The organism is Faecalitalea cylindroides (genome assembly GCF_028321995.1).
GTDB lineage: Bacteria > Bacillota_I > Bacilli_A > Erysipelotrichales > Erysipelotrichaceae > Faecalitalea > Faecalitalea cylindroides.
In genome coordinates this window covers 1-24,001 of sequence record NZ_JAQLXG010000007.1, presented here as the reverse complement: position 1 = coordinate 24,001, position 24,001 = coordinate 1, and the positions used below count along the sequence as shown (strand labels likewise).

Sequence of the window (24,001 nt, the reverse complement as noted above, 5' to 3'; positions counted from 1 at the left end):
TTTTAGCTTAGATAGCTGATTTCACTAAGTGGCCATAATACAAGAAAATCCTTTGCGAGGATCTGTTCTCTTTTGACAGGACCAAAATCACGTGAATCTTGTGATAAGGGACGATTATCACCCATGAGGAAGTATTCATCTTCACCGAGTTTTACTTCACTGAAATTTTTTGTGAAGTAATAATTCTTAGAGACCCAATCATCTTTATACGAAGTGTTCAAATAAGGTTCGTCCAAGGGTTCGCCGTTAATGTAAATAACTTCATCTTTACAGGAAATTGTATCATTGGGCATTCCAATTACACGTTTGATGACTTCGGATGTTTCATTGTTTTCAATGATCTTTGCGACTACGATATCATAACGTTGAATGCCATTGATATTGGCATTTAACACATTTGTGACACCTTTTTGGTGATTCTGCAATGTTGGATGCATGCTTCGCCCAGAAACTTGTTTTGGTGAAAATAAAAAAGTATTGATAAAGATCACAATCAAAGAGCAGATTAGAAATGTTTTTATAAAATCTAATATATCTTCAATGAGAAGACGGTCATCTTCATCATTATATCTATATGTATTTGTTTTTTTCATGTCCCTAGTCTAGCACCAAAAGGATCAAATGTCTATTTGACAGAGTTTTGTTTATTTACAATTGCAATTTACATTCTCTTACATTTTCTTTCTTGACAAATGAATTTTGTTTCATTATGATTAAAACATAAATTTATGAAAGCGTTGATAAGGAAAAAATAAACATGAGCGTTCTATAGCGAGCTGTTGGTTGGTGGAAAACAGTGAACCTGTGTTTATGAACTCACCTTTGAGCTGATAGAGTGAAATCAAAGTAAGTCTATCCGGTTGCCTTCCGTTAACAAGGCAACGATTCGCAATATTGCCGATCGTACTGAGGGGTCGTGTTACGACAATAAGAGTGGTACCGCGGGTTTATTCTCGTCTCTTAAGGAATTTTTTACCTTGAGAGACGTTTTTTTTATCTCTTGAGGTTCTTGGCAAAAAGGAGGAAATAGAAATGATGGATGCCAGTAAATATTCAATCGGTTATTATGCACCGCCAGTCAATGAATACCGTTGGGTCAAAAAAGATCATATAGAAAAAGCGCCCATATGGTGTTCGGTCGATCTAAGAGATGGTAATCAGTCTCTTGTGATTCCAATGAGTTTGTCAGAAAAACTTAAGTTTTATCAACTGTTGTTGGAAATTGGTTTTAAAGAAATTGAAGTTGGGTTTCCAGCTGCCAGTGAAACCGAATATGAATTTTTACGAACAATCATTGAAAATGACATGATTCCTAGTGATGTGACTGTTCAAGTTTTGACCCAGTGTCGAGATCATATCATTCGTAAAACGTTTGAAGCCGTAAAAGGGGCTCCTAGAGCTATCATTCATTTTTATAACTCTACATCGGTTGCCCAAAGAGAACAGGTCTTTAAAAAATCAAAAGAAGAAATAAAACAGATAGCAGTGGAAGGTGCTAAGTTAGTCAAGAAACTATCAGAGGAGTATGAAGGCAATTTCTTATTCGAATATTCACCTGAATCCTTTACCGGTACGGAACCGGAATATGCATTGGAAGTATGTAATGCGGTTCTTGATGTCATGCAGCCAACGATTGATAGACCAATGATCATCAATTTACCGGTAACTGTTGAAATGAGCATGCCACATATTTATGCCAATCAGATCGAATACTGCAGCGATCGACTTCATTATCGTGATGCGGTGATCTTGTCGACACACCCACATAATGATCGTGGAACTGGTGTGGCCGATACAGAACTTGCCTTATTGGCAGGAGCACAGCGCGTGGAATGTTGTTTATTTGGAAATGGAGAAAGAACAGGAAATGTGGATGCGATCACTTTGGCTATGAACATGTATTCACATGGAGTGGACCCAAAACTTGATTTTTCAAATATGCCACATATTTGTGAAGTATATGAAGAAGTGACACGTATGAATGTGTCTTGTCGTCAGCCATATGCTGGATCTTTGGTCTTTGCCGCTTTCTCTGGTTCGCATCAGGATGCCATTGCCAAAGGTATGAATTATCGAGAAGGAAATCATTTGCATAAATGGAATGTTCCGTATTTGCCTATTGATCCTCATGATGTATCACGTGAATATGATGCCGATGTCATTCGTATCAATTCACAATCTGGAAAAGGCGGTATTGGTTATATTTTAGAAAAGAGTTATGGCTATGTCATGCCAGCCAAGATGCGAGAGGATTTTGGTTATCGCGTAAAAGACGTATCCGATAAATCACATGCAGAATTAAAACCGGATGAAATCTACTCGATCTTTAAAGAGGAATATTTAAATGTAAGTCGTCCAGTCGAAGTCCTGGAAGCTCACTTTGTGCAGGGCGATGAAATTGAAGCCCATGTGATAGCTCGTTTTGGCAATCAGGTGCATCAAATATATGATAAAGGGAATGGGCGCTTGGATGCAGTATCCAATGCCTTAAAACAAATGCTTCCAAACAGTTTCAGTCTAGAGACATATTCAGAACACTCTTTAGATGATGGTTCACATTCTAGAGCCGCAAGTTATGTAGGAATTGTTTGTGAAGATGGGCATAGAGCCTGGGGAGCAGGAGAAGATACTGACATTATTCGTGCTGGTATCAAAGCGCTGGTCTCGGCAATTAATAATCAGTAGGGAGGAAATGTATATGGCAATGACAATGACCCAAAAGATCCTGGCAGCTCATGCCGGATTGGAAAGTGTTAAACCAGGCCAGTTGATCATGGCTGATTTGGATGAAGTCTTAGGAAATGATATCACGACTCCAGTTGCGATCAATGAATTTGAAAAAGCTGGATTTGATTCAGTGTATGATAATGAAAAGATCAATATCGTGCTAGATCACTTTGTTCCTAATAAAGATATAAAGGCTGCGATGCAGTCAAAGGCGTGTCGTGATTTCTCGAAAAAACATGATATCAAAAATTTCTTTGATGTTGGGAAAATGGGGATCGAACATGCATTACTACCTGAACAGGGAATCGTTACAGCAGGTGATTGTATTATTGGTGCAGATTCTCATACTTGTACTTATGGTGCTTTGGGTGCATTTTCAACAGGTGTTGGTAGTACGGATATGGCAGCAGGAATGGCAACAGGAAAAGCATGGTTTAAAGTTCCAAGTGCCATAAAAGTTAATTTGATTGGAAAGCTTCAGCCATATGTTAGTGGTAAAGATGTTATCTTACATCTAATTGGAATGATTGGTGTCGATGGAGCTTTATATAAATCTCTTGAATTTAGTGGAGAAGGTGTTTCATCTTTAAGCATGGATGATCGTTTATGCATATGTAATATGGTGATCGAAGCGGGAGCCAAGAATGGAATCTTTGAAGTGGATGATATTACGATTGATTATTTAAAAAATCGCTCACAAAGAGAATATACCATTTATAAAGCAGATGAAGATGCTGAGTATGAAAAGGAAATTACAATTGATCTAAGTCGTTTAGTTCCAACTGTATCGTATCCGCATCTTCCTGAAAATACACATCCGGCAAGTGAAAATAAGATCAAGGTCGATCAAGTTGTCATTGGAAGCTGTACAAATGGACGTATGGAAGATATGAAAGCAGCTTACCAAATCTTAAAAGGAAGACAGATTGCTTCAGATGTTCGTGTGATCATCATTCCAGCCACGATGCAGATTTATAAAGAGTGTATTCAAAAAGGATATACGGAAGCCTTTATTGATGCCGGTTGTGTTGTTTCAACACCAACTTGTGGACCTTGTTTAGGCGGTTACATGGGGATCTTGGCAGAAAATGAAGTATGTATTTCAACGACAAATCGTAACTTTGTTGGACGTATGGGACATATTAGCTCTAGCATTTATTTGGCAAGTCCATATACAGCGGCAGCCAGTGCCCTTACAGGTTATATAACAGATCCAAGAAGTATAGGAGAATGAATATGAAAAACGTACAAGGAAAAGTATTTAAATATGGAGACAATGTGGATACAGATGTGATCATTCCGGCCCGTTATCTAAATACCCCGGATGCCAATGCACTGGCAGCACATTGTATGGAAGATATTGACAAGGATTTTGTCAAGCAGGTCAAACCAGGAGATATTATCGTAGCTGGTTATAACTTTGGATGTGGATCAAGTCGTGAACATGCACCACTTGCGATCAAGACTTGTCAAGTTGGCTGTGTGATTGCGAAAAGCTTTGCCCGAATCTTTTATCGTAATGCGATCAATATCGGTATGCCAATCTTAGAATGTGAAGAAGCCTGTGACAAGATCCAGGCTGGAGATGAAGTTCATGTCGATTTTAAAACAGGTGTCATCCATGATATTACACAAGATCTGCAGTGGCAGGCAGAACCATTTCCTGAGTTTATCCAGGATATCATCGATAAAGGTGGCTTAATGGCCTCATTACGTTCAAGGAGCAAATAAGATGAAAAAGAACATAGGTGTTATTTGGGGAGACTGTTCCAGTCCAGAAATAGTAAGAGAAGCATTGCGCATCTTAAATAAAATTGCCTTAAAGTATGATCACGAATTTGTGTATACAGATATTGCGATGGGAGGTGAAGCCATTGACAAGTATGGCGAACCACTTCCTGAACATGAACTTGAAAAATGTTTAAACTGTGACAGCGTACTGTTAGGTGCCATAGGAGGGCCTAAATGGGAAGGAATGCCAGGACATTTACGTCCTGAAAAAGGATTGTTAAAGCTGCGCAGCAAAATGAAATTGTATTCCAATCTTCGACCTGCCAAGATCTGGCCACAATTACAAGATGCATCTCCTTTAAAGAAATCCATTGTGGAAAAAGGAATTGATTTTGTGATCGTTCGTGAATTAATTGGTGGTGTGTATTTTGGAAACCATGAAACTAATGAAGTAAATGGTCAGCTTGTTGCCAAAGATACAATGTCTTATAGCGAGGAAGAGATTTATAGGATTGGCCGTATCGGCTTTGAAACGGCAATGAAGCGAAACAAAAAACTTTGTATGGTAGATAAAGCAAATGTATTGGATACTTCAAGATTATGGCGAAAAGTCATGGATGAATTGAAAAAAGAATATCCAGAAGTGATGTATTCAACAATGTTTGTCGATAATGCTGCCATGCAGATATGTAAAGATCCTTCACAGTTCGATGTCATTGTAACGGAAAACATGTTTGGCGATATCTTAAGTGATGAAGCGAGTGAAATCACCGGCAGCATTGGTATGATTGCCAGTTCAAGTCTTGGCAAGGGCAGCTGTGGTTTATATGAACCAATTCATGGTTCTGCTCCAGATATTGCCGGTAAGAATATCGTGAATCCAATTGCCTGTATCTTAAGTGCGGCTATGATGTTACGCTATAGTTTTGATATGGCTGATGAAGCAGATGATATAGAAAATGCAGTTTCTATGGCATTAGATCAAGGATATCGAACAGCAGACATCATGACAGAGGGCATGAAATTAGTATCTACCAGTGAGATGGGGGATGCGATATTAAAAAATATTTAATAATGTAAATTCTTTTCAAATAATGAAAATACTTTCAAAAATTACGGTGAAAGTCTTGATTTTATATTGAACAAGTGCTATAAAAATCTTATACACTATTGCGATAAAGAAGAAAAGGGTGAGAATATGTTACTGACGGGTGCACAGATCACGATTGAAACGCTGATCGAGCAGGGATGTAAAGTTCTTTTTGGATATCCGGGAGGGCAGGTCATCGATTTGTATGATGCTTTGTATGAGCGTGAAGACAGGATCAAGCATGTTTTGACAGCTCATGAGCAGGGGGCATGTCATGCCGCTGATGGTTATGCTCGAGCAAGTGGTCAAGTCGGTGTTGTCATGGCAACCAGTGGACCAGGTGCTACCAATCTTGTTACGGGGATTGCGACAGCTTACTTGGACTCTATTCCTTTGGTTGCGATCACAGGAAACGTTCCGAATTCATTAATTGGGCGAGACAGTTTTCAGGAAGTGGACATCACCGGAATTACTTTACCAATCACAAAACATAATTTTATCGTGAAGAACATTGAAGATCTTGCGGATACGATTCGTGAAGCTTTCAAAATTGCAAAATCAGGAAGGCCGGGCCCAGTACTCGTCGATATTCCAAAAGATGTTCAACAAAGCAGATTTGAATATACACCACATGATGTGGTCGAAAAAATTGAACAAAGACCGGCCAAGGAATATAAAATTGAAAAAGCAGCCAAGATGCTTATGGAAGCAAACCGACCATATATTTATGTGGGAGGTGGAGCCATTACAGCCGATGCGACTGAAGAAATCATTCAGCTTGCCAATACGATCGATGCGGTTATAGGATCGACCCTTATGGGGCTTTCAGTCATTCCTGGAAACAATGAGAGATTTCTAGGAATGGAAGGAATGCATGGGGATTATGCATCCAGCATCGCTCAGGATGAAGCTGATTTGATCCTAACGATAGGAGCTCGATTTAGTGATCGTGCTACTGGCAATGTCAGCAAATATGCAACGAAAGCTAAGATCATTCATATTGATATAGATCGTGCTGAAGTTGATAAAAATGTATCGGTCGATCTAGGTGTTGGCGGTGATCTTAAACAGGCTTTAAATGAAATATTGAAACTTGTCAAACCGAAAGAGAATATTGAATGGCAAAATAGGATCAAAGAATTAAAAGCGTTTAGTAAAAAATCCATTGATCAAAATATGCCAAAAGACGAATTGAACCCATATACTTTGATCAAGGAAGTATCTAAGCATACAAGTGATGATACAAAGATCGTAACCGATGTTGGTCAACATCAAATGTGGGTTGCCCAATATTATGAATTCAAAAAACCACGTACATTTATTACCAGTGGTGGTTTAGGTACGATGGGCTTTGGCCTTGGGGCAGCTATCGGTTCTGCTATGTATACCAACGAGCGAACCGTATTGTTTACTGGAGATGGAAGTTTTGGAATGAACTTAAATGAGCTTGCTACAGTGGCGACGCAAAATCTTCCAATTGTGATCATCTTAATGAACAATGGTGTTCTTGGTATGGTAAGACAATGGCAGAATTTATTCTTTGATAAACATTATTCGCAGACCGTTCTTGAACGTAAAACGGATTTTGTAAAATTGGCAGAAGCCTTTGGTATCAAAGGGTATCGAATCAGCGATGTGTCTCAAATGAAAGATGTCATAGATCAGGCGTTTAAGGAAAAGGGTCCAGTATTGGTTGATTGTTACATAGATAAAGACGAATTTGTTCTTCCAATGCTTCCGCCGGGAGGATCTTTTGAAGATATTATTACGATCAAGGAGGACGCATGATGGAAAAATTTGTAATAGCGATCTTAGTTGACAACCAGCCGGGTGTCTTAACACGTATTTCCAGCATGTTTACTCGACGTGGTTTTAACATCGATAGCTTGACTGTTGGAGAAACCGAAGATCCTAATCTTTCAAGGATCACGATCGTTACACATGGAGATGATTCGGTTCGCAAACAGATCATTAAACAATGTAAAAAGCTATACAATGTTATGGAAGTAAAAGTAATGGACGAAGAACAAAGCGTTAAACGCGAACTGGCGTTGATCAAATTAAGAAATCGTCCAGAAACAAGACAGGATATCTTATCAGCGGTCGATATATTCCGCTCTAAGATCATTGACTATTCTCCAAACACTCTATGTGTTGAAATAACCGGTGAAACATCAAAAATCAATGCATTTATTGCCGCGGTACAACCGATAGGGATTTTGGAGATGTGTCGAACGGGTATCGTTTCTTTAGATAGAGGATGTACGTATCTAAATCGAAATACCCGTACTACAGAAGATCAAAAGGTAGAATAGAAAAGAGGAGTATTATGTCAAAAATTTATTACCAGCAAGATTGTGATATTCAGAAATTGGATGGAAAAAAAGTAGCGATTATTGGATATGGTTCTCAAGGACATGCACATGCCTTGAACTTGAAAGATTCAGGTGTGGACGTTGTTGTTGGACTTTATGAAGGAAGTAAATCCGCTGCCAAGGCAAAAGCACAGGGACTTGAAGTATACAGCGTTGCCGAAGCTACTAAGATGAGCGATATCATCATGATCTTGATTCCGGATGAAAAACAAAAAGCTGTATATGAAAGTGAAATTGCACCAAATCTAAGCGAAGGGAAAACATTGGCTTTTGCCCATGGTTTCAATATCCACTTTGGATGCATCGTTCCACCAAAAAATGTCAATGTTATTATGATCGCACCAAAAGGACCGGGACATACTGTTCGTAGCGAATACGAAGCCCAAAAAGGTGTACCTTGTCTAATTGCGGTTGAACAGGATGCGACAGGAGATGCATGGGATATCGGTTTAGCATATGCAGCTGGTATTGGAGGAAGCCGTGCTGGTGTGCTTGAAACAACATTCCGTACCGAAACAGAAACCGATTTATTTGGTGAACAGGCAGTTCTTTGCGGTGGTGTTGTAGCCTTGATGCAGGCAGGATATGAAACTTTGACAGAAGCCGGATATGATCCAGTAAATGCATATTTTGAATGTATTCATGAAATGAAGTTGATCGTCGACTTGATTTATCAATCTGGATTTGCAGGAATGCGTTATTCAATTTCCAATACAGCTGAATATGGAGATTACATTTCTGGACCAAAAATCATCACAGAAGATACGAAAAAGGCAATGCGTAAGATCTTGAGCGATATTCAGGATGGAACATTTGCCAAAGACTTCCTATTGGATATGTCACAAGCTGGTAACCAAGTTCACTTTAAGGCAATGCGCAAGCTGGCTGCCGAACATCCATGTGAAAAAGTTGGTGAAGATGTACGTAAGCTATATAGCTGGTCTGATGAAGATAAACTGATCAATAACTAAAAAAATAAGGCAATCCTTTGGGATTGTCTTAATGTTTAGAAGTGAGAGGAATAATTATGGATAGCAAAGTAATGAAATCAGGGTTTGATAAAGCACCGCAGCGCTCTTTATTACATGCGCTTGGTCTAACAGAAGAAGAAATTGAGCGACCTTTGGTTGGAATCGTAAGTTCCTATAATGAAATCGTTCCAGGGCATATGAATCTGGATAAGATTTGTGAAGCTGTTAAGATGGGTGTCTCTATGGCTGGAGGAACACCTATAGTATTCCCGGCTATTGCGGTATGCGATGGGATTGCGATGGGACATAAGGGCATGAAGTATTCGTTGGTAACACGTGATCTGATTGCCGATTCAACTGAAGCCATGGCTTTAGCCCATGCGTTTGATGCCCTTGTTATGATTCCTAACTGTGATAAGAATGTGCCAGGTTTATTAATGGCAGCTGCAAGGATCAATGTACCAACGATCTTTGTTTCAGGGGGGCCAATGTTGGCAGGACATGTAAAAGGACATAAGACATCTTTATCCAGCATGTTTGAAGCTGTGGGTGCCTATCAGGCTGGTAAGATCAGTAAAGAAGAATTAAAAGAATATGAATTAAATACTTGCCCTACCTGTGGTTCCTGCTCGGGTATGTATACAGCGAATTCACACAACTGTTTAACGGAAGTTCTTGGTATGGGACTTGCCGGAAATGGTACAATTCCTGCTGTATATTCAAAACGTATTGAACTTGCCAAACATGCAGGTATGCAAGTTATGGAATTGTATCGCAAAAATATTCGACCACGAGATATCATGACAAAAGAAGCGTTTGAAAATGCTTTAACGGCAGATATGGCTTTAGGATGTTCAACCAATTCTATGTTGCATCTTCCTGCAATTGCCAATGAATGTGGTATTGAGATCAATTTGGATATTGCCAATGAAATCAGTGCAAGAACACCAAATCTATGCCACTTAGCTCCGGCAGGACCTACATATATTGAAGAGCTGGATGCAGCTGGTGGTGTCTATGCGGTATTAAATGAATTGGTAAAAAAGGATTTGATCCATACCGATGTTATGACTGTTACCGGTAAAACTTTAAAAGAAAATTTAGTAGGACATGTCAATAAAGATCTAAATGTCATTCGTCCAATTGATAATCCATATTCACAAACCGGTGGTATTGCGGTATTAAAAGGAAATTTAGCAGAAGATGGCTGTGTTGTTAAGCGTTCTGCCGTGGCAAAAGAGATGTTGGTTCATGAAGGACCAGCGAAGGTCTTTGATTCGGAGGAAGAAGCTATTCAAGGAATATTTGGTGGAAAGATAAAAGCAGGAGATGTTGTCGTGATTCGTTATGAAGGACCTTCTGGAGGTCCTGGAATGCGTGAAATGTTATCACCAACAAGTGCGATTGCTGGAATGGGATTGGATAAAGAAGTTGCCTTGATAACAGATGGGCGATTCTCTGGAGCTACAAGAGGAGCGGCTATTGGACACATTTCACCGGAAGCCGTTCAAGGTGGACTGATTGCCTATGTCAAAGATGGCGATATGATCTCTATTAATATTCCAGAACATAAAATTGAACTAAAAGTTTCAAATGAAATAATTGAAAAACGTAAACAAGAGATGCCAATCAAGGTCAAAACGGATGTGACTGGATATTTGGCTCGTTATGCAAAGATGGTTTCCAGTGCCGATAAAGGAGCTATCATTAATAAATGAATCACCAGTTTGTCATCTTCAGGGATCTTTTCGAAGATGAAGTAATTCAACGATTCTATAAGCTGATAAAGCATCCTTCGGAAACCAGGTATGCAAAATTTGTCAGTGCTTTATATCAACAAGATACGACTGATTGGACGCAATATTTGACAGATTGTATCTTGTCTTTAGAAAATTGTATGACGCGAATTGCCAGTTCAGGAAAAGATGTTCCTGAACTGATGATTCAAAGTGCTAAACATGAACTATCCATATTATCTTCATACGCAAAGATGAAACCAGATGATTTCTTCGAAGGCATGCATGCTTTATGGCAAAGTCATGAAGTAGATCTGGAAACAATTTACTTTGAAAGATTATCTCATATCGATCAATATGGGTTTGGTGATTTTGCTCGTTATACGATGTTTCAAATTCAGGAAAGTACAGACCATGATTTTTGTTTGGAACCAGTCAAATATCCAGATCCAATTCGCTTAAGTGATTTGATCGGATATGATTTACAAAAACAAAAAATCATTGCGAATACAGAAGTATTATTAAATGATCATCTTGCCAGCAACGTATTATTGTATGGAGATGCAGGAACTGGAAAATCGGCAACGGTAAAAGCCATTGCCAATGAATATTCGAATAAAGGATTGCGTTTGATCGAACTTGGTAAAAAACAATTGTATCTATTACCAAGATTGTTGGATCTTCTTTCCAGTAATCCATTAAAATTTATCTTATTTATAGATGATCTATCGTTTCAAGATAATGATGATGAATTTAGTGCTTTAAAGGCTGTGTTGGAAGGAAGTGTTTCCGTTCGTTGTCATAATACGGTGATCTATGCCACCAGCAATCGTCGTCATTTAGTAAAAGAAACTTTCCAGGCTCGCGAAGGAGATGAGATCCATCGTCAGGATACGATGCAGGAAACCATTTCTTTATCTGAACGATTTGGTATCAAGGTATATTTTGAAAAACCAAAGAAAGATTTGTATTTAGATATTGTTTATGGTTTAGCTAAACAGTACAATGTAAAGATGGATGAAAAGGAATTATCCTTAAAAGCAGAGCAGTTTGCCTTAAGAAAGAGCGGGCGCTCAGCCAGAGCCGCAAGACAATTGATCGAACAATTGGCGGCTTTATCAAAGGAGGATGAAAATGCTTAGTCTAGATAAGATCTATCATGCTCGTTTTGTATTGAAAGACGTTGCCAGAAAGACCGATTTGATTTATGCACCAAAGATCGATCCAGAATCCAATGTCTATCTAAAAACGGAAAATCTTCAAAATACAGGATCTTTTAAACTAAGAGGAGCTTATTATAAGATTTCTCAATTATCAAAGGAAGAAAAAGAACGTGGTGTCATTGCCTGTTCAGCTGGTAATCATGCCCAGGGAGTCGCATTGGCGGCTACTAAAAATAATATTCCTTCGATCATTTGTCTACCAGATGGAGCACCTATCTCAAAAGTTGAGGCAACTAAGGAATATGGGGCGAAAGTCTGCCTGGTTCCTGGAGTGTATGATGATGCCTACAATAAAGCCATTGAATTAAGAGACAAAGAAGGATATACATTTATTCATCCTTTTGATGATGAAGATGTCATTGCCGGCCAAGGAACGATTGGTCTGGAAATCTTAGATCAGCTTCCTGATGTTGAAGCTGTTGTCGTACCAGTTGGTGGCGGTGGCTTGATTTCAGGAATTGCCTATGCTTTAAAGTCTTTAAATCCAGCCATCAAAGTGTATGGAGTACAGGCTCAAGGTGCTGCCAGCATGGTTACATCTTTAAAGGAAGATGAGATTATCAAGCTTGAAGAAGTAGGAACGATTGCCGATGGAATCAAAGTTAAAGAACCAGGTGTAAATACTTTTGACATCTGTAAAAAATATGTCGATGATATCGTTACGGTTTCTGATGATGAGGTAGCCAGTGCTATCTTAGCTTTGATCGAACAGCATAAATTGATCACAGAGGGAGCTGGTGCAGTTTCTGTAGCGGCTGTCATGTTCAACAAGGTGCCTGTAAAAGGTAAAAATGTTGTCTGTTTATTATCAGGAGGGAATATCGATGTTACGATCCTTTCCAAGGTAATAGAGCGAGGTCTTTTGAAATCCGGAAGGTCAGATACACTTATGATACAGCTTGAAGATAAACCAGGACAGCTTCAGGGTGTATCAAGTACAATTGCCAAGTATGGAGCAAATGTAACAGGTGTATTCTATGAAAAAGCCAGTGAAGGCAGTAATATTACAGACTGTGTATTACGAATTAATGTGGAAACACGCAATTTTGATCACATTCATTCATTGCGTGAAGGTTTAAAATTAGAAGGATTTAAAATTATTGAGTGAAGGGAGACAGAACAATGATTACAGTACATACTAATAAAGCACCAGCTGCCATTGGACCTTATTCACAGGCGATTATTAACCAGGGGTTGGTTTATACTTCAGGACAGATTGCCATTAATCCTGAGACATCAAATATCGAGGCAACTACGATTGAAGATCAGACTCGTCAAGTGATGATCAATTTATCTGAAATCTTAAAGGAAGCAAATTCAAGTATGAAAAATATCATCAAAACAACATGTTTTTTGGCTGATATCAAAGATTTTGCCGCTTTTAATGAAGTGTATGCAGAATACATCACGACCAATCCAGCTAGAAGCTGCGTAGCTGTTAAAGATTTACCAAAAGCTGTTTTGGTTGAAGTCGAAGTTATCGCAACGATCAATGAATAAAGGGGTACGATCATGTACTCTTTTATTATCTTAGGGATTTAAAATATGATGAAAACCTGGTGTATTTCAACGATTCTTTCATTGGGATTGTTTTGTATTTCGCCAAAATCAGGCAATGTTTGTTCGTTGCTGGTTATTCTTTATTTATTCATAAGTATGTTGACTTTGATGTATTTAAAAAAATTGGAAAATCAAACAGATAAGGCAATAAAGATAATCATGATTAGCGCGATCATAGAATCGATCCTTATGTTATTTCTAGTGATCTCTTTTATTGCCATGGAAATATATCTTTGGAATGGACAGAATATCCTTGATACAGGTAGTGCACTTTTAGCCATTATTCCAAGTTCTCTTTACAATTCAGTAGGTGTATTGGTTGATGTATTGGGACTTATCTGTCTGATCGTTTCTTTTATAAACTTGATTCATATCTATGAAAATAAGGCAAATCTAGCCATTGAAAGGAACGAACTTATATAAAAAAGGGAAGGGATTTGTATGTCTTCATTAAAAGTTCTATATGCATATTCAAAAGGGTTGAGAAAGTATTTTGTCGCAGCCATATTATTTGTGATCATAGAAACATCTTTTGAAGTGATCATTCCGCTTTTGATGAGCGATATTATCGATATTGGAATTGTCCAGAAGGATACATCCGTTTTTATTGAAAAAGGGATCCAGATGATGATATGCGCACTTCTATCTTTGATTTGTGGGCTGTTATACGCACGTTATGCTTCAAAAGCTATTACGCTTTATGGAGAAAAGTTAAGATCGATTCAGTACGCAAAGATTCAGGAGTATGCTTTTATCAATCTTGATCATTTTGAAACGAGTTCTTTGATCACAAGACTTACAAGCGATGTTACGGTGATCCAAAATTCTTTGATCAATGGGATACGACCTTTTGCCAGAGGCCCTGTGATCTTATTGCTGGGTCTTGTGATGTCATTTATTATCAATAAAGAATTATCTATTATCTTCTTGTTTACAACACCTGTTTTAGGGATCATTCTATTCTTTATCGTTCGCAAAGTAGCACCTATGTATAAGTATCTACAAAAAGCTGTTGATCGTGTCAATCAGATCATTCAGGAAAATTTAACAGCTATTCGTGCTATCAAAGCCTTTGTGCGAGATGAATATGAAGAAGATAAATTTGAAAAAGTCAATCATGATCTGGCAAAGATCTCTCAGGATACATTTCACTATGCATCTTTTAATACGCCGGCTTTTCAGTTCACGATGTATGCGGCCATTGTTGGTTTGATGGTCCTTGGTGTGCAGATGATCCAGGCCCAAACAATGCAGGTAGGTGAATTGACGGGTGTCTTGAGTTATGTCTTACAAATCATGAATTCTTTGATGATGATCTCCAATGTATTTCTATTGATGACAAGATCGATTGCTTCCTGCAACCGTGTGGTTGAAGTCATTCAAGAGCCAATTGAATTAAAATCACCATCCCTTCCATTAACACCGAAAGATGCATCCATTGATTTTAATCATGTATATTTTAAATATGATCAAAATGCCAAAGAAAATGTTTTAACCAATATAGACTGGCATATTCCTTCAGGTTCAAAAGTAGGTGTCATGGGGGCTACAGGAAGTGCTAAATCGAGTTTGGTTCAATTAATTTGTCGTTTATATGATGTTAGCGATGGTAACATCAAAATTGGTCAAGTGGATGTCAGAGATATTGATTTGGAGCAGTTACGTGATATGGTGGGTATCGTTTTACAGAAGAATACATTGTTTTCTGGAACAATCAAAGAAAACTTGCGTTGGGGCAATCCCCATGCGACAGATGAACAAATCAAAGAAGCTTGTAAGATTGCTTGTGCAGATGAGTTTATTGAGCAAATGCCAGATAAATACGATACGTATATTGAACAAGGAGGAAACAATATCTCAGGAGGTCAAAAACAAAGGCTTTGTATTGCGCGTGCCTTGTTAAAAGAACCAAAGATCTTAATTTTAGATGATTCAACCAGTGCGGTTGACACCAATACAGATCATAAGATCAAGGAAGGTTTGGCTAATATGAAATCATTGACCCAGATCATTATTGCCCAAAGAGTCAGTTCAATTATTCACTGTGATCAAATACTGGTATTGGAAGATGGAAAAATTTCAGCAGTCGGTACGCATGAGGAATTGCTGGCTAATAGTGAATTTTATCGTGGCTTATATCTTTCACAACAGAAAGGGGCAAACTTATGAGACCTCAAAATTTAGGACAAACCATTCAAAGGTTAATGCATTACATGGGCAATCACGCGATCTTTTTTGTATTTGTAGGAATTTTGGTTGCGACTAGTGCTCTAGGAAATTTATTTGGAACGTATATGATAAGGCCTATTGTCAACGATGTTTTAAATACCGGATTAGATCAGGCATACATACAGATCGGTATCATGGCTTTGATTTTTTTGGTGGGTGTATTATCGACACTGGGCTATACGCAACTTATGGCTGTAGCAGCTCAAAAAGTAGTTCAGGATATTCGTCGTGATTTGTTTCATATCATGCAGCAGCTTCCCTTGCAGTTTTTTGATACGCATTCGCATGGGGAATTGATGTCACGCTTTACCAATGATGTGGATACTGTATCAGATGCTTTGAATAATTCATTTGCGATGATGATCCAGAGTTTCATACAAGTAACTGGTACGTTGATTCTTTTATTTATATTAAGCTGGCGCTTATCACTGGTGGTTTTGATTTTCTATGTGTTCATGTTTGCCTATATACGATTCTCCAGTGCAAAGAGTAAATCCTACTTCTCTTTGCAGCAGAAAAACATCGGTTTGATCAATGGGTTTATTGAAGAGATGATTTCAGGACAGAAAGTCGTAAAAGTTTTCAATCATGAAAACGCCAATCAAACTCAATTTGAGCATTTCAATAGGAAATTGCAAAAGAGCTCTCAAAAAGCCCAGGGTTATTCTCAAACTATCGTACCTATGGTGGTCTCGTTATCATATATCAATTATGCGATCGTATCTGTTGTAGGCGGGTATATGTGTTTGCAGCAAACGATGGATGTTGGTTCTTTGGCAAGCTATCTTGTCTTTGTTCGTCAAGCTGCAATGCCGATCAATCAATTCACCATGCAATTGAATTTATTACTAACTTCTTTATCTGGTGCTGAGCGAATTTTTGAATTAATGGATATGGATCCTGAAGTGGATGAAGGTAGAGTTACTTTGGTCAATGTTCGAAAAGAAAATGATCAATATATTGAAACTAAAGAAAACACGGGGCTATGGGCTTGGCGTCATCCTCGTGAGAATGGAATTGAATATGTGGAATTAAAAGGAGATGTTCGTTTTCATCATGTTGATTTTGGCTATACCCCAAAGAAAACGATCCTTCATGATATCAATTTATTTGCCAAACCGGGACAGAAGATTGCCTTTGTTGGGGCTACAGGAGCTGGGAAAACAACGATTACGAATTTGATCAACCGTTTCTATGACATTCAAAATGGTTCAATTACATATGATGGAATCGATGTCAAGTTGATCAAAAAAGCGGATTTGAGAAGATCGTTAGGAATGGTTTTGCAGGATACGCATTTATTTAGCGGCACAATTATGGATAATATACGTTTTGGTAATTTAGAAGCCAGTGATGAACAATGCATCGAAGCAGCAAAGCTAGCCAATGCGGATTCATTTATTCGAAGACTTCCACAAGGGTATGATACTCCTGTTTATAACGATGGAGGTAACTTATCGGCTGGTCAAAGACAATTGTTGGCTATTGCCAGAGCTGCCGTTGCTGATCCACCTGTATTGATCTTGGATGAAGCAACCAGTTCAGTTGATACGCATACAGAAAGCTTGATTGAAAAGGGTATGGATCAATTGATGGAAGGAAGAACGGTCTTTGTCATTGCGCATCGTTTATCAACTGTTCGAAATGCGGATGTGATCCTTGTTCTAGATCATGGAGATGTCAAAGAACGTGGTAGTCATGATGATTTGATCGAACAAAAAGGAATGTATTATAAGCTGTATACAGGAATGTTTGAGTTATCTTAAACACAAACGTTCCTTTTTTTTATAATTTTCTATTGTAAATTATAAAAAAAAATAATATAATATCTAAGCGCATTGGGGTATAGCCAAGCGGTAAGGCACCAGACTCTGAATCTGGCATTTCCCTGGTTCGAATCCAGGTACCCCAGCCAATATAAACATAACGTCATTCAAAGGAATGGCGTTTTTTTGTATATTTCGGTAATCCTGGATATTACCTGTATATTATAAGTATGTTGCTTATTTGTAAAGTGTGGGTCATGGATCATAAAAATAAAGTACTAGTAAATGAAGAGAAATATTATTTATTCAAATATATATATTTTTTTTATTGTTATGCTCCTTAGCAATTCTTTTGTTAGGGAAATATTGCTTGTTCCAATAACATAGATTTTTGAATTTGCGATGTAGTCAAAAACAACGGCTGGAGTGTATAATTATTAAAAGGAGGAAAAATGATTAAAATATTAATTTGTGAAGATGATTTAAAAGATAGAAAAATTTTAATAGAGTATTTACAATCTTATTTTAAAAAAAATAAAATCGATATTGAAATTAATATATTAAATAATTATGAATCATCTGATTATTATGAAGAATATGATTTTATTTTCCTAGATATTCAGTTGGAGAATACAAATGGAATTGATTTTGCAAGAAGATTCAGAGAAAAGAATCGTGATTCTATAATTGTTATAACTTCTAATTATCAAAAATATTTGATAGAAGGATATACAATAGAAGCACAGAGGTATTTTTTGAAACCTATTGAAAAAGAAATTTTTGAAGAAGAAATGGATAAGCTCTTATTTAGATATAAAGATAGACTTTCTGGATTTTATGATGAAAAATTATCTCGTAAAAGAATTTATTATAAAGATATTTTATATATTGAATTCCTGGATAGGCATTCTGTTTTAAACTTTACTAACGGAAATAAAATTCATACTAAATATACCCTAAAATATTGGATGGAGAAAATGGAAGGATATACATTCTGTCAATCTTATAAATCTTTTTATGTTAATTTAGATTATGTAACAGGTTTTTCAAAAGATTGGAAAGATATTTTTATTTCTAATGGAGAAAAAATTCCACTTTCAAAAAAATATAAAAAAGAATTCACTAATGAATATTTTATTCATTTACACAAAAGTCTATGATTTATGTTGCTACAATCTTAAACATAATTTTCCTTATATATTTTTTATGTAAATATTTATCATTAAGGAATAATGATAAATGGTTTATTTGTTTAACATTTTTTGTTTCTTGTTTTATAGTTCTAATTTTTAATCAAAACGGTTTAAATCCATTAAATAAACTATTAATGTTCTTTTTACTGTATATTGAAGTATTAATTGTGTTTTATGATGATTGGAAGAAAAAGACTTTATTTTTCTTGTTATATTACTTGATTATTGGGATTGGGGAACCATTGTCTGTATTTTTAATACAGAATTTTCGGATAGATCAATGGATAGAAAACCCTTTAATACTGATGTTAATGATAATTACTTTGTCTCAAGTAATATATTATACATCAGCGGCCGTAATAAATTATGCTTACAAATCAATCGAATCTAATTTATCGAAAAGGTTTTATTTTCTTTTTATACCTCTCCTCATCGTGCTAGTGTTTTTATTTTATTTTGGAGATTACAATACATTATTTATAGGAGATCATATTCTTTTGAATATTTTTTTGTTCTGTTTGCCAGTGATTTTCTTGATTTGTTTAATACAATACTATGTCATTAAAGTCTCAAATTTGAAAAAAAATTTAGAAATTTCAAAATTAAATCAAGAACTTCTTGAATCAAGATATCAATACCTTTTGAATCAGTATAATACAAATTTTAATTTTCTTCACGACTTGCTAAAAACCTGCACAAATTTAACAGTTTTAATAAATAACAAAAAATATAAAGAATTAGAAGAAGAAATATATATCCTATCAGATGAAACTTATAAAAAATTCAATACAATTTATAGTAATTCTTTATCATTGTCTATTGTTTTAAATGAAAAGCAGCAAGAATTAACTGAGAATGATATATATGTAACCACAACATTATTAGACGGAGACTTAAAATGCTTATCTTCTAATCAACAAGTATATTTGTTCAATGAAATGATCTCTGCAGCAATCAATTCATGTAAAAACTTTAACCATAGAAGATATATTATTGTTAAGTCACTTATGAAAGAAAAATCTACGATAATCCAATTTATTTTTTCAAATAATTCTATTGAAATTCTTTCAAAAGTAAAAACTATAACGGATGAAATTGATAAAAGAATAAGTTCTATATCTAATGTTAAATTTGACGAATCAAATCAAACTATAGAAGTAATATTTAGTCTTAATAATGCAAGTAATGAATTTTAACCTAAGTTTGAAAGATAAAGAAATTGCTTCATATGATTTAGTTTTATAAAAAATGTTCTTGGTAAACGATTTAGATACGATTTTTACACAAAAGTATATAATATGAATTACCTTTTTCACACAAGAAGATGCTATTCTAGTGCATATCTAAACTATTCTTTTTCATCAAAGCGTATGGTATGCGATAAACAAAATGAAACTAAGAAAATTGCTTTAATACTTTAGATAATATGCTCTAAGTTAATGATCGATTAATTTTTCGACTCTAAAATGAAATGTTGTTTTATATCTAATTTACCTATATATCAAACGAACTCTTCATTTTTAACCTTTTAAGCATTTTTTTGCCCTGATAAACATAATTAATTGTTTCATTCTATAAAGGCAATATATAATTTAGATGGGTTCAAAAAGCATTTCAGGAATTATAAGAATTTAAAAAGATAATCAAGTGTTGGAATTAAGAAAAACCTCATTCAATAGAAAGGACGAATATAATGAAGAAAAGATTATTATGTTTATCTGTTTTACTAGGTGGAATGATATTATCTTCATTATCTACAGCTTTAGCATCTGAAACACAATATGATTCAGCGTTTGAAGCGCAATATGATTTATTTGCTGGTTATTCTGAAGATGAAAAAGTTTTAGAATTGCCAAATGGAGGATATCTGATTGGTGAAGTTGAACTTGTTGATGCAACAAGTTTTAACGAATTAACACAGGATTATGACATTGTGTATGAATCGTATAATAGTAAAACGAATCCTAATTCTATTACTGTTGCTGAAGCAAAAGAAAATATACTTAAAGAGCTCACCGATAATGAAAATGCAGTAGAACCTCGTCATGGTGGATATTATTAATTCCACCTTTTTGATTATATATTACCGTATTGAAGAAACTTTAATACTGTTTGTATTGCCCAATCTACAAGAAAATGCATAACAGGATTTACATTCACGTATATAAGAATCAAAATTTTAGATATCTTCTTTTTGCATTACTTAATAAAATGCGTGTCTGACCATAATTTTAAAATTGGTTTAATTTTGTGCTTAAAACAGCACTAGATAGGAGCTTAATATGAAAAAATCAATCAAAGTGCTCTTAGTAGGTTTTATGTGTATTAGCTTATTTGGATGCAGCAATCAAAGTCCAAGTCAAGCTGCAATGAATAACACGTCTACTGTATCCAATGGATCGACTTCAGATTCTGTACCTGAGAAAACTGATAAAAATGTATTTCATCGATCAGAAACTACAGATAAAGAAGAATTCTATCTTAATGCGATAAGTGTTCCATCTTATTCACCATTTGAAGTTTCGTTTGATAAAAACTATAGTAAACTAACTTGTAAAATATACCAGTTGGACAATCAATCATGGAAAAATCTTCAAGAGTTTGATCTAGAACTCAGCGGCGATACATTCTGGTTCCTTGTAAAGGATAGTTTACTCGAAGCAACGATACTTTATAAAAATGTAAATGCTGAACAAGGCTATTCATTAATAAGTGGTGGCAGACCTTTTGAAACGATAGAACCATCGTTTGGAATTCATGGGGTAACATCTCATTATGCAACAACAGATAAAGTTAGTGTAGAAGATGGTGTGGAATTCCCGGTAATCTCCAATATTTATTGGAAAAGTTCAGACGATTCCCTATTTGCGAATACAGAAGACTTTTATAATCCAGAGAAATTAGATCTAGGTAAAAAAGAAGCTTATTATATGCTTACATTTACTTTCTTTGAGTAGTTTTAAATCCGCAAATAAATTTTTCTATTGCAACGTTGATTAAATTAATTCTGATAATAATTATTTGACTATATTAGATTATTAATAGTACAAGCCAATTATTATTTATATATATGAGAATATGGAGACCAGTTTAAAATGAAGAAAACATTTAAAAAGAAAGTAATTGTAGTGCTGTTGTTGATACTGGGAGTATTGTTATTAGCTCTATATTTTTTCTTGAATCAAGTTTCGAATCAAGTACGTGAAGATTTTTGGAATCTAACGGCGCAAGCTTTAGATTATAAAGATCATGAAGATGGAAAGTGGCATATAACGGTAGAAGAAAATGTAAAAGATCATCCGGAAATATTTATTCAAAATATAGAAGAAAATGCAACCGTTTCTTACAGTTTTAGTGAAAATGGAATTTCTTATATTTATGATCTGCAGAGCACTGAAGATGACTACACCATTAATAATGAAAAAATGACTATTACATCTACTGATTCAGACTATAAAAAATATTCTGTAGACTATATGAATGTTATCTATCATGGGCCTTTATATTTTGACACAATCACAGCTTCAGGAAATATAACAGTTCAAAATGACGGTTCGGTTATTTTTGATGATACACCGTTTTTAAAAGAAATGATGGAAAGAGAAAGAACTTTGATTCAAGAATTTGAAGAGAAGTTTGATCTAGATTACTCAAAGACAGATTTTGTAAATCTTCCTGAATTGTTCAAAGATGTACAGTTTGATGGAAATACAAATTACAATGAATCATTAAATGCAATACAGTATTTCAGTAATGCTGATATCAATGCGAAAGGATATCAAATCCAAACATTTTTAGAATTAGATAAAAATGGAAACACAGGTATTCTTGGTACATATGTAGCTGAGCAAAAAATGTATGGATCTCAAGTTAATGTCACTCTTCAACCTAGAAGTATTGAGAATTGTTATGATCTGATTCCAGTTTATGATTATGAAAAGGAATATACAGCATATATATCTGAAAATATGATTTATCTTTATCCAATCGATATTACAGATGAAGCATTGAACCAGGAAATACATAACAATTTCCCGAATAGTGTAAACCAACTTAGTTCGGATATTAAACCAATAGAAATGTGGTAGAAAAATTTTCTAAAGAAAAGAGGTCTAACATGATTGAAATTGAAGGAATTATTACTAAAGATATATTAAAAGAAGTATATTATGAAGGAGGGATTTTTCCTAATTTAAAAAAAAGAAATTATTTTTGCCTTTTTCTTATTGTTATCATGCTTTGCCTTACTCCTATGTTGAAAGAGTATAAAATTTTTGGATATATATTGCTATTTCTCGGGGGTATGAGTGTTATCTTTGTGAATCTCCTCGCTTGTTACGCTAAGAAAAAAAGTTTCTCTGTATCGTGGAATAGATATCAATTGTTATATAAAAAAAATCAAATTCCTTATAAAATAACATTTGAGGATAGTCAATTTACTCTTATTATTGATTATTCAAAAAAATGTTTTCATTACGAAGATGTTTTAGGATATAAGAAATTAAAAAATCAAATTATAATTTTATTCAAAAATAAAATGTTTGTGATGGTTGTTATTGATCCAAATTCTGAAAAAGCGAAAAATTTATTAATATTCTTACAAAACAAGAATATACCAAATAAAAGTTAGTTGAAGTTCATGCTTTACTATGGTTTTATCAATTTTTTAAAACTTTAAACTTAGGACAATTTATATTAATAATAGATAAAAAGGATAGGCTTTCAACTTATTTAAAAGTCTATCCCTCTTTAAATTTTATCAGTGAGGCTCTGTAATTAGCTCCAGAAAGCATTACGTTGAGAATTAATATATTATCCAAAAAATAAATTTTGTTGATTTATAAATTCAAACTTTTTCATTTATTTTTTCATTCATTCTCAATTCTAATTTGCCGAAATATTTTTATAACTTTCCCTATTTTACAGGCTTTTTAGCCTATTCATTAGTGAAATGATATGTATTTTCCCTTATTTTTGCCCTTATGAGATAATCGTAAGGGAAATAAGGGAAAGTTTTATTTAGTCGTTGCCTACCACTTTATCAAGTAACTTTGCGGATTCCCGTTTGGCTTTTCTCGTGGAGTGGGCGTAGACATTCATTGTGGTACTGACATCTGAGTGTCCTAACAGTTCCTGCACATCCTTTGGTGCTGCTCCGTTTGCCAGAAGGTTGCTTGTATAGGTGTGTCGCAGCTGGTGAAAATGAAATCCTTCAAATCCATCCAGTTTCTGAGCAATCTTCCTACAAATAGTTCCTAACGTGCTTGGCAGTTCCAAACTTCCATCCGGTCTTAAGCAGACAAAGGATATTTCCTTATAATCCTCTGGAACATTCTCTGTTCCGTCCAGATGATAGAACTCATAGTAAACTCTGTTTTTGTCTTTTACTTCTCTGTAGTA

Annotated in this window: 22 protein-coding genes, 1 tRNA gene and 1 other annotated feature; of the genes, 21 read left to right on the top strand and 2 right to left on the bottom strand. The window is 35.4% G+C overall.

Going from position 1 to position 24,001, the window contains the following annotated elements; all coding sequences use genetic code 11:
- Window positions 1–2: 2 nt before the first annotated feature.
- The gene (gene lepB, locus PND65_RS05225; RefSeq protein WP_015536084.1) at window positions 3–593 is read right to left on the bottom strand and encodes a signal peptidase I; all 591 of its coding nucleotides are present in this window, start codon (window positions 591–593) and stop codon (window positions 3–5) included.
- A 135-nt stretch (window positions 594–728) separates the two neighbouring features.
- Window positions 729–964: a binding site (T-box leader), on the top strand.
- Between the two features lie 68 nt (window positions 965–1,032).
- Here lepB and PND65_RS05220 point away from each other — a divergent pair.
- The 21 genes from PND65_RS05220 to PND65_RS05120 all read left to right on the top strand — a co-directional run bounded on the left by PND65_RS05220 (window position 1,033) and on the right by PND65_RS05120 (window position 23,231).
- Window positions 1,033–2,685, top strand: coding sequence for a 2-isopropylmalate synthase (locus PND65_RS05220; RefSeq protein ID WP_271991082.1), 1,653 nt, complete (start codon window positions 1,033–1,035; stop codon window positions 2,683–2,685).
- Window positions 2,686–2,698: 13 nt separating this feature from the next.
- Window positions 2,699–3,961 carry a 3-isopropylmalate dehydratase large subunit gene (leuC, locus tag PND65_RS05215; RefSeq protein WP_271991080.1) on the top strand — a complete coding sequence of 421 codons (1,263 nt, stop codon included), beginning with the start codon at window positions 2,699–2,701 and terminating at the stop codon, window positions 3,959–3,961.
- Between the two features lie 2 nt (window positions 3,962–3,963).
- Entirely contained in the window at window positions 3,964–4,458 is a 495-nt protein-coding gene (gene leuD, locus PND65_RS05210; protein ID WP_195190636.1) for a 3-isopropylmalate dehydratase small subunit, read from the top strand.
- Between the two features lies 1 nt (window position 4,459).
- On the top strand, window positions 4,460–5,530 hold the full coding sequence (gene leuB / locus PND65_RS05205) for a 3-isopropylmalate dehydrogenase (protein WP_271991078.1): 1,071 nt from the start codon (window positions 4,460–4,462) through the stop codon (window positions 5,528–5,530).
- 126 nt (window positions 5,531–5,656) lie between these two features.
- Entirely contained in the window at window positions 5,657–7,336 is a 1,680-nt protein-coding gene (gene ilvB / locus PND65_RS05200; protein WP_271991076.1) for a biosynthetic-type acetolactate synthase large subunit, read from the top strand.
- The gene (gene ilvN / locus PND65_RS05195) at window positions 7,336–7,863 is read left to right on the top strand and encodes an acetolactate synthase small subunit (protein ID WP_015536080.1); all 528 of its coding nucleotides are present in this window, start codon (window positions 7,336–7,338) and stop codon (window positions 7,861–7,863) included. The genes ilvB and ilvN overlap by 1 nt, the downstream gene beginning before the upstream one ends.
- 14 nt (window positions 7,864–7,877) lie before the next feature.
- A complete protein-coding gene (gene ilvC, locus PND65_RS05190; protein ID WP_022355430.1) occupies window positions 7,878–8,894 on the top strand; it encodes a ketol-acid reductoisomerase in 1,017 nt (338 codons plus the stop codon).
- Window positions 8,895–8,950: 56 nt separating this feature from the next.
- Window positions 8,951–10,612: a dihydroxy-acid dehydratase gene (gene ilvD, locus PND65_RS05185; RefSeq protein ID WP_087159131.1), complete on the top strand. Its 1,662-nt coding sequence runs from the start codon at window positions 8,951–8,953 to the stop codon at window positions 10,610–10,612.
- Entirely contained in the window at window positions 10,609–11,772 is a 1,164-nt protein-coding gene (locus PND65_RS05180) for an ATP-binding protein (RefSeq protein ID WP_271991074.1), read from the top strand. Before ilvD ends, PND65_RS05180 begins: the two co-directional genes overlap by 4 nt.
- Window positions 11,765–12,961: a threonine ammonia-lyase gene (gene ilvA, locus PND65_RS05175; protein ID WP_271991072.1), complete on the top strand. Its 1,197-nt coding sequence runs from the start codon at window positions 11,765–11,767 to the stop codon at window positions 12,959–12,961. Before PND65_RS05180 ends, ilvA begins: the two co-directional genes overlap by 8 nt.
- A gap of 14 nt (window positions 12,962–12,975) precedes the next feature.
- A complete protein-coding gene (locus PND65_RS05170; RefSeq protein ID WP_015536075.1) occupies window positions 12,976–13,353 on the top strand; it encodes a Rid family detoxifying hydrolase in 378 nt (125 codons plus the stop codon).
- Between the two features lie 45 nt (window positions 13,354–13,398).
- Window positions 13,399–13,836, top strand: a complete 438-nt coding sequence (locus tag PND65_RS05165; protein WP_271991070.1) for a hypothetical protein — start codon at window positions 13,399–13,401, stop codon at window positions 13,834–13,836.
- An 18-nt stretch (window positions 13,837–13,854) separates the two neighbouring features.
- On the top strand, window positions 13,855–15,582 hold the full coding sequence (locus PND65_RS05160) for an ABC transporter ATP-binding protein (protein WP_271991068.1): 1,728 nt from the start codon (window positions 13,855–13,857) through the stop codon (window positions 15,580–15,582).
- Entirely contained in the window at window positions 15,579–17,408 is a 1,830-nt protein-coding gene (locus PND65_RS05155) for an ABC transporter ATP-binding protein (RefSeq protein ID WP_271991066.1), read from the top strand. Before PND65_RS05160 ends, PND65_RS05155 begins: the two co-directional genes overlap by 4 nt.
- 73 nt (window positions 17,409–17,481) lie before the next feature.
- Window positions 17,482–17,557, top strand: a tRNA-Gln gene (locus PND65_RS05150).
- 303 nt (window positions 17,558–17,860) lie between these two features.
- The gene (locus tag PND65_RS05145; RefSeq protein WP_271991065.1) at window positions 17,861–18,568 is read left to right on the top strand and encodes a LytR/AlgR family response regulator transcription factor; all 708 of its coding nucleotides are present in this window, start codon (window positions 17,861–17,863) and stop codon (window positions 18,566–18,568) included.
- A 530-nt stretch (window positions 18,569–19,098) separates the two neighbouring features.
- A complete protein-coding gene (locus PND65_RS05140; protein ID WP_271991063.1) occupies window positions 19,099–19,797 on the top strand; it encodes a hypothetical protein in 699 nt (232 codons plus the stop codon).
- 497 nt (window positions 19,798–20,294) lie between these two features.
- Window positions 20,295–20,663, top strand: coding sequence for a hypothetical protein (locus PND65_RS05135; RefSeq protein WP_035403619.1), 369 nt, complete (start codon window positions 20,295–20,297; stop codon window positions 20,661–20,663).
- 220 nt (window positions 20,664–20,883) lie between these two features.
- On the top strand, window positions 20,884–21,558 hold the full coding sequence (locus PND65_RS05130; RefSeq protein ID WP_035403621.1) for a hypothetical protein: 675 nt from the start codon (window positions 20,884–20,886) through the stop codon (window positions 21,556–21,558).
- 138 nt (window positions 21,559–21,696) lie between these two features.
- The gene (locus PND65_RS05125) at window positions 21,697–22,689 is read left to right on the top strand and encodes a hypothetical protein (RefSeq protein ID WP_035403624.1); all 993 of its coding nucleotides are present in this window, start codon (window positions 21,697–21,699) and stop codon (window positions 22,687–22,689) included.
- Window positions 22,690–22,718: 29 nt separating this feature from the next.
- On the top strand, window positions 22,719–23,231 hold the full coding sequence (locus PND65_RS05120; protein ID WP_271991062.1) for a hypothetical protein: 513 nt from the start codon (window positions 22,719–22,721) through the stop codon (window positions 23,229–23,231).
- Window positions 23,232–23,620: 389 nt separating this feature from the next.
- Here the strand turns inward: PND65_RS05120 and PND65_RS05115 are convergent.
- A partial coding sequence (locus PND65_RS05115; RefSeq protein WP_271991059.1) for a tyrosine-type recombinase/integrase occupies window positions 23,621–24,001 on the bottom strand: 381 nt, incomplete at its 5' end.

Coding starts and splice junctions, on each gene's coding strand:
- lepB (WP_015536084.1), bottom strand. CDS start 593: ATGAAAAAAACAAATACATATAGATATAATGATGAAGATGACCGTCTT.
- PND65_RS05220 (WP_271991082.1), top strand. CDS start 1,033: ATGATGGATGCCAGTAAATATTCAATCGGTTATTATGCACCGCCAGTC.
- leuC (WP_271991080.1), top strand. CDS start 2,699: ATGGCAATGACAATGACCCAAAAGATCCTGGCAGCTCATGCCGGATTG.
- leuD (WP_195190636.1), top strand. CDS start 3,964: ATGAAAAACGTACAAGGAAAAGTATTTAAATATGGAGACAATGTGGAT.
- leuB (WP_271991078.1), top strand. CDS start 4,460: ATGAAAAAGAACATAGGTGTTATTTGGGGAGACTGTTCCAGTCCAGAA.
- ilvB (WP_271991076.1), top strand. CDS start 5,657: ATGTTACTGACGGGTGCACAGATCACGATTGAAACGCTGATCGAGCAG.
- ilvN (WP_015536080.1), top strand. CDS start 7,336: ATGGAAAAATTTGTAATAGCGATCTTAGTTGACAACCAGCCGGGTGTC.
- ilvC (WP_022355430.1), top strand. CDS start 7,878: ATGTCAAAAATTTATTACCAGCAAGATTGTGATATTCAGAAATTGGAT.
- ilvD (WP_087159131.1), top strand. CDS start 8,951: ATGGATAGCAAAGTAATGAAATCAGGGTTTGATAAAGCACCGCAGCGC.
- PND65_RS05180 (WP_271991074.1), top strand. CDS start 10,609: ATGAATCACCAGTTTGTCATCTTCAGGGATCTTTTCGAAGATGAAGTA.
- ilvA (WP_271991072.1), top strand. CDS start 11,765: ATGCTTAGTCTAGATAAGATCTATCATGCTCGTTTTGTATTGAAAGAC.
- PND65_RS05170 (WP_015536075.1), top strand. CDS start 12,976: ATGATTACAGTACATACTAATAAAGCACCAGCTGCCATTGGACCTTAT.
- PND65_RS05165 (WP_271991070.1), top strand. CDS start 13,399: ATGATGAAAACCTGGTGTATTTCAACGATTCTTTCATTGGGATTGTTT.
- PND65_RS05160 (WP_271991068.1), top strand. CDS start 13,855: ATGTCTTCATTAAAAGTTCTATATGCATATTCAAAAGGGTTGAGAAAG.
- PND65_RS05155 (WP_271991066.1), top strand. CDS start 15,579: ATGAGACCTCAAAATTTAGGACAAACCATTCAAAGGTTAATGCATTAC.
- PND65_RS05145 (WP_271991065.1), top strand. CDS start 17,861: ATGATTAAAATATTAATTTGTGAAGATGATTTAAAAGATAGAAAAATT.
- PND65_RS05135 (WP_035403619.1), top strand. CDS start 20,295: ATGAAGAAAAGATTATTATGTTTATCTGTTTTACTAGGTGGAATGATA.
- PND65_RS05130 (WP_035403621.1), top strand. CDS start 20,884: ATGAAAAAATCAATCAAAGTGCTCTTAGTAGGTTTTATGTGTATTAGC.
- PND65_RS05125 (WP_035403624.1), top strand. CDS start 21,697: ATGAAGAAAACATTTAAAAAGAAAGTAATTGTAGTGCTGTTGTTGATA.
- PND65_RS05120 (WP_271991062.1), top strand. CDS start 22,719: ATGATTGAAATTGAAGGAATTATTACTAAAGATATATTAAAAGAAGTA.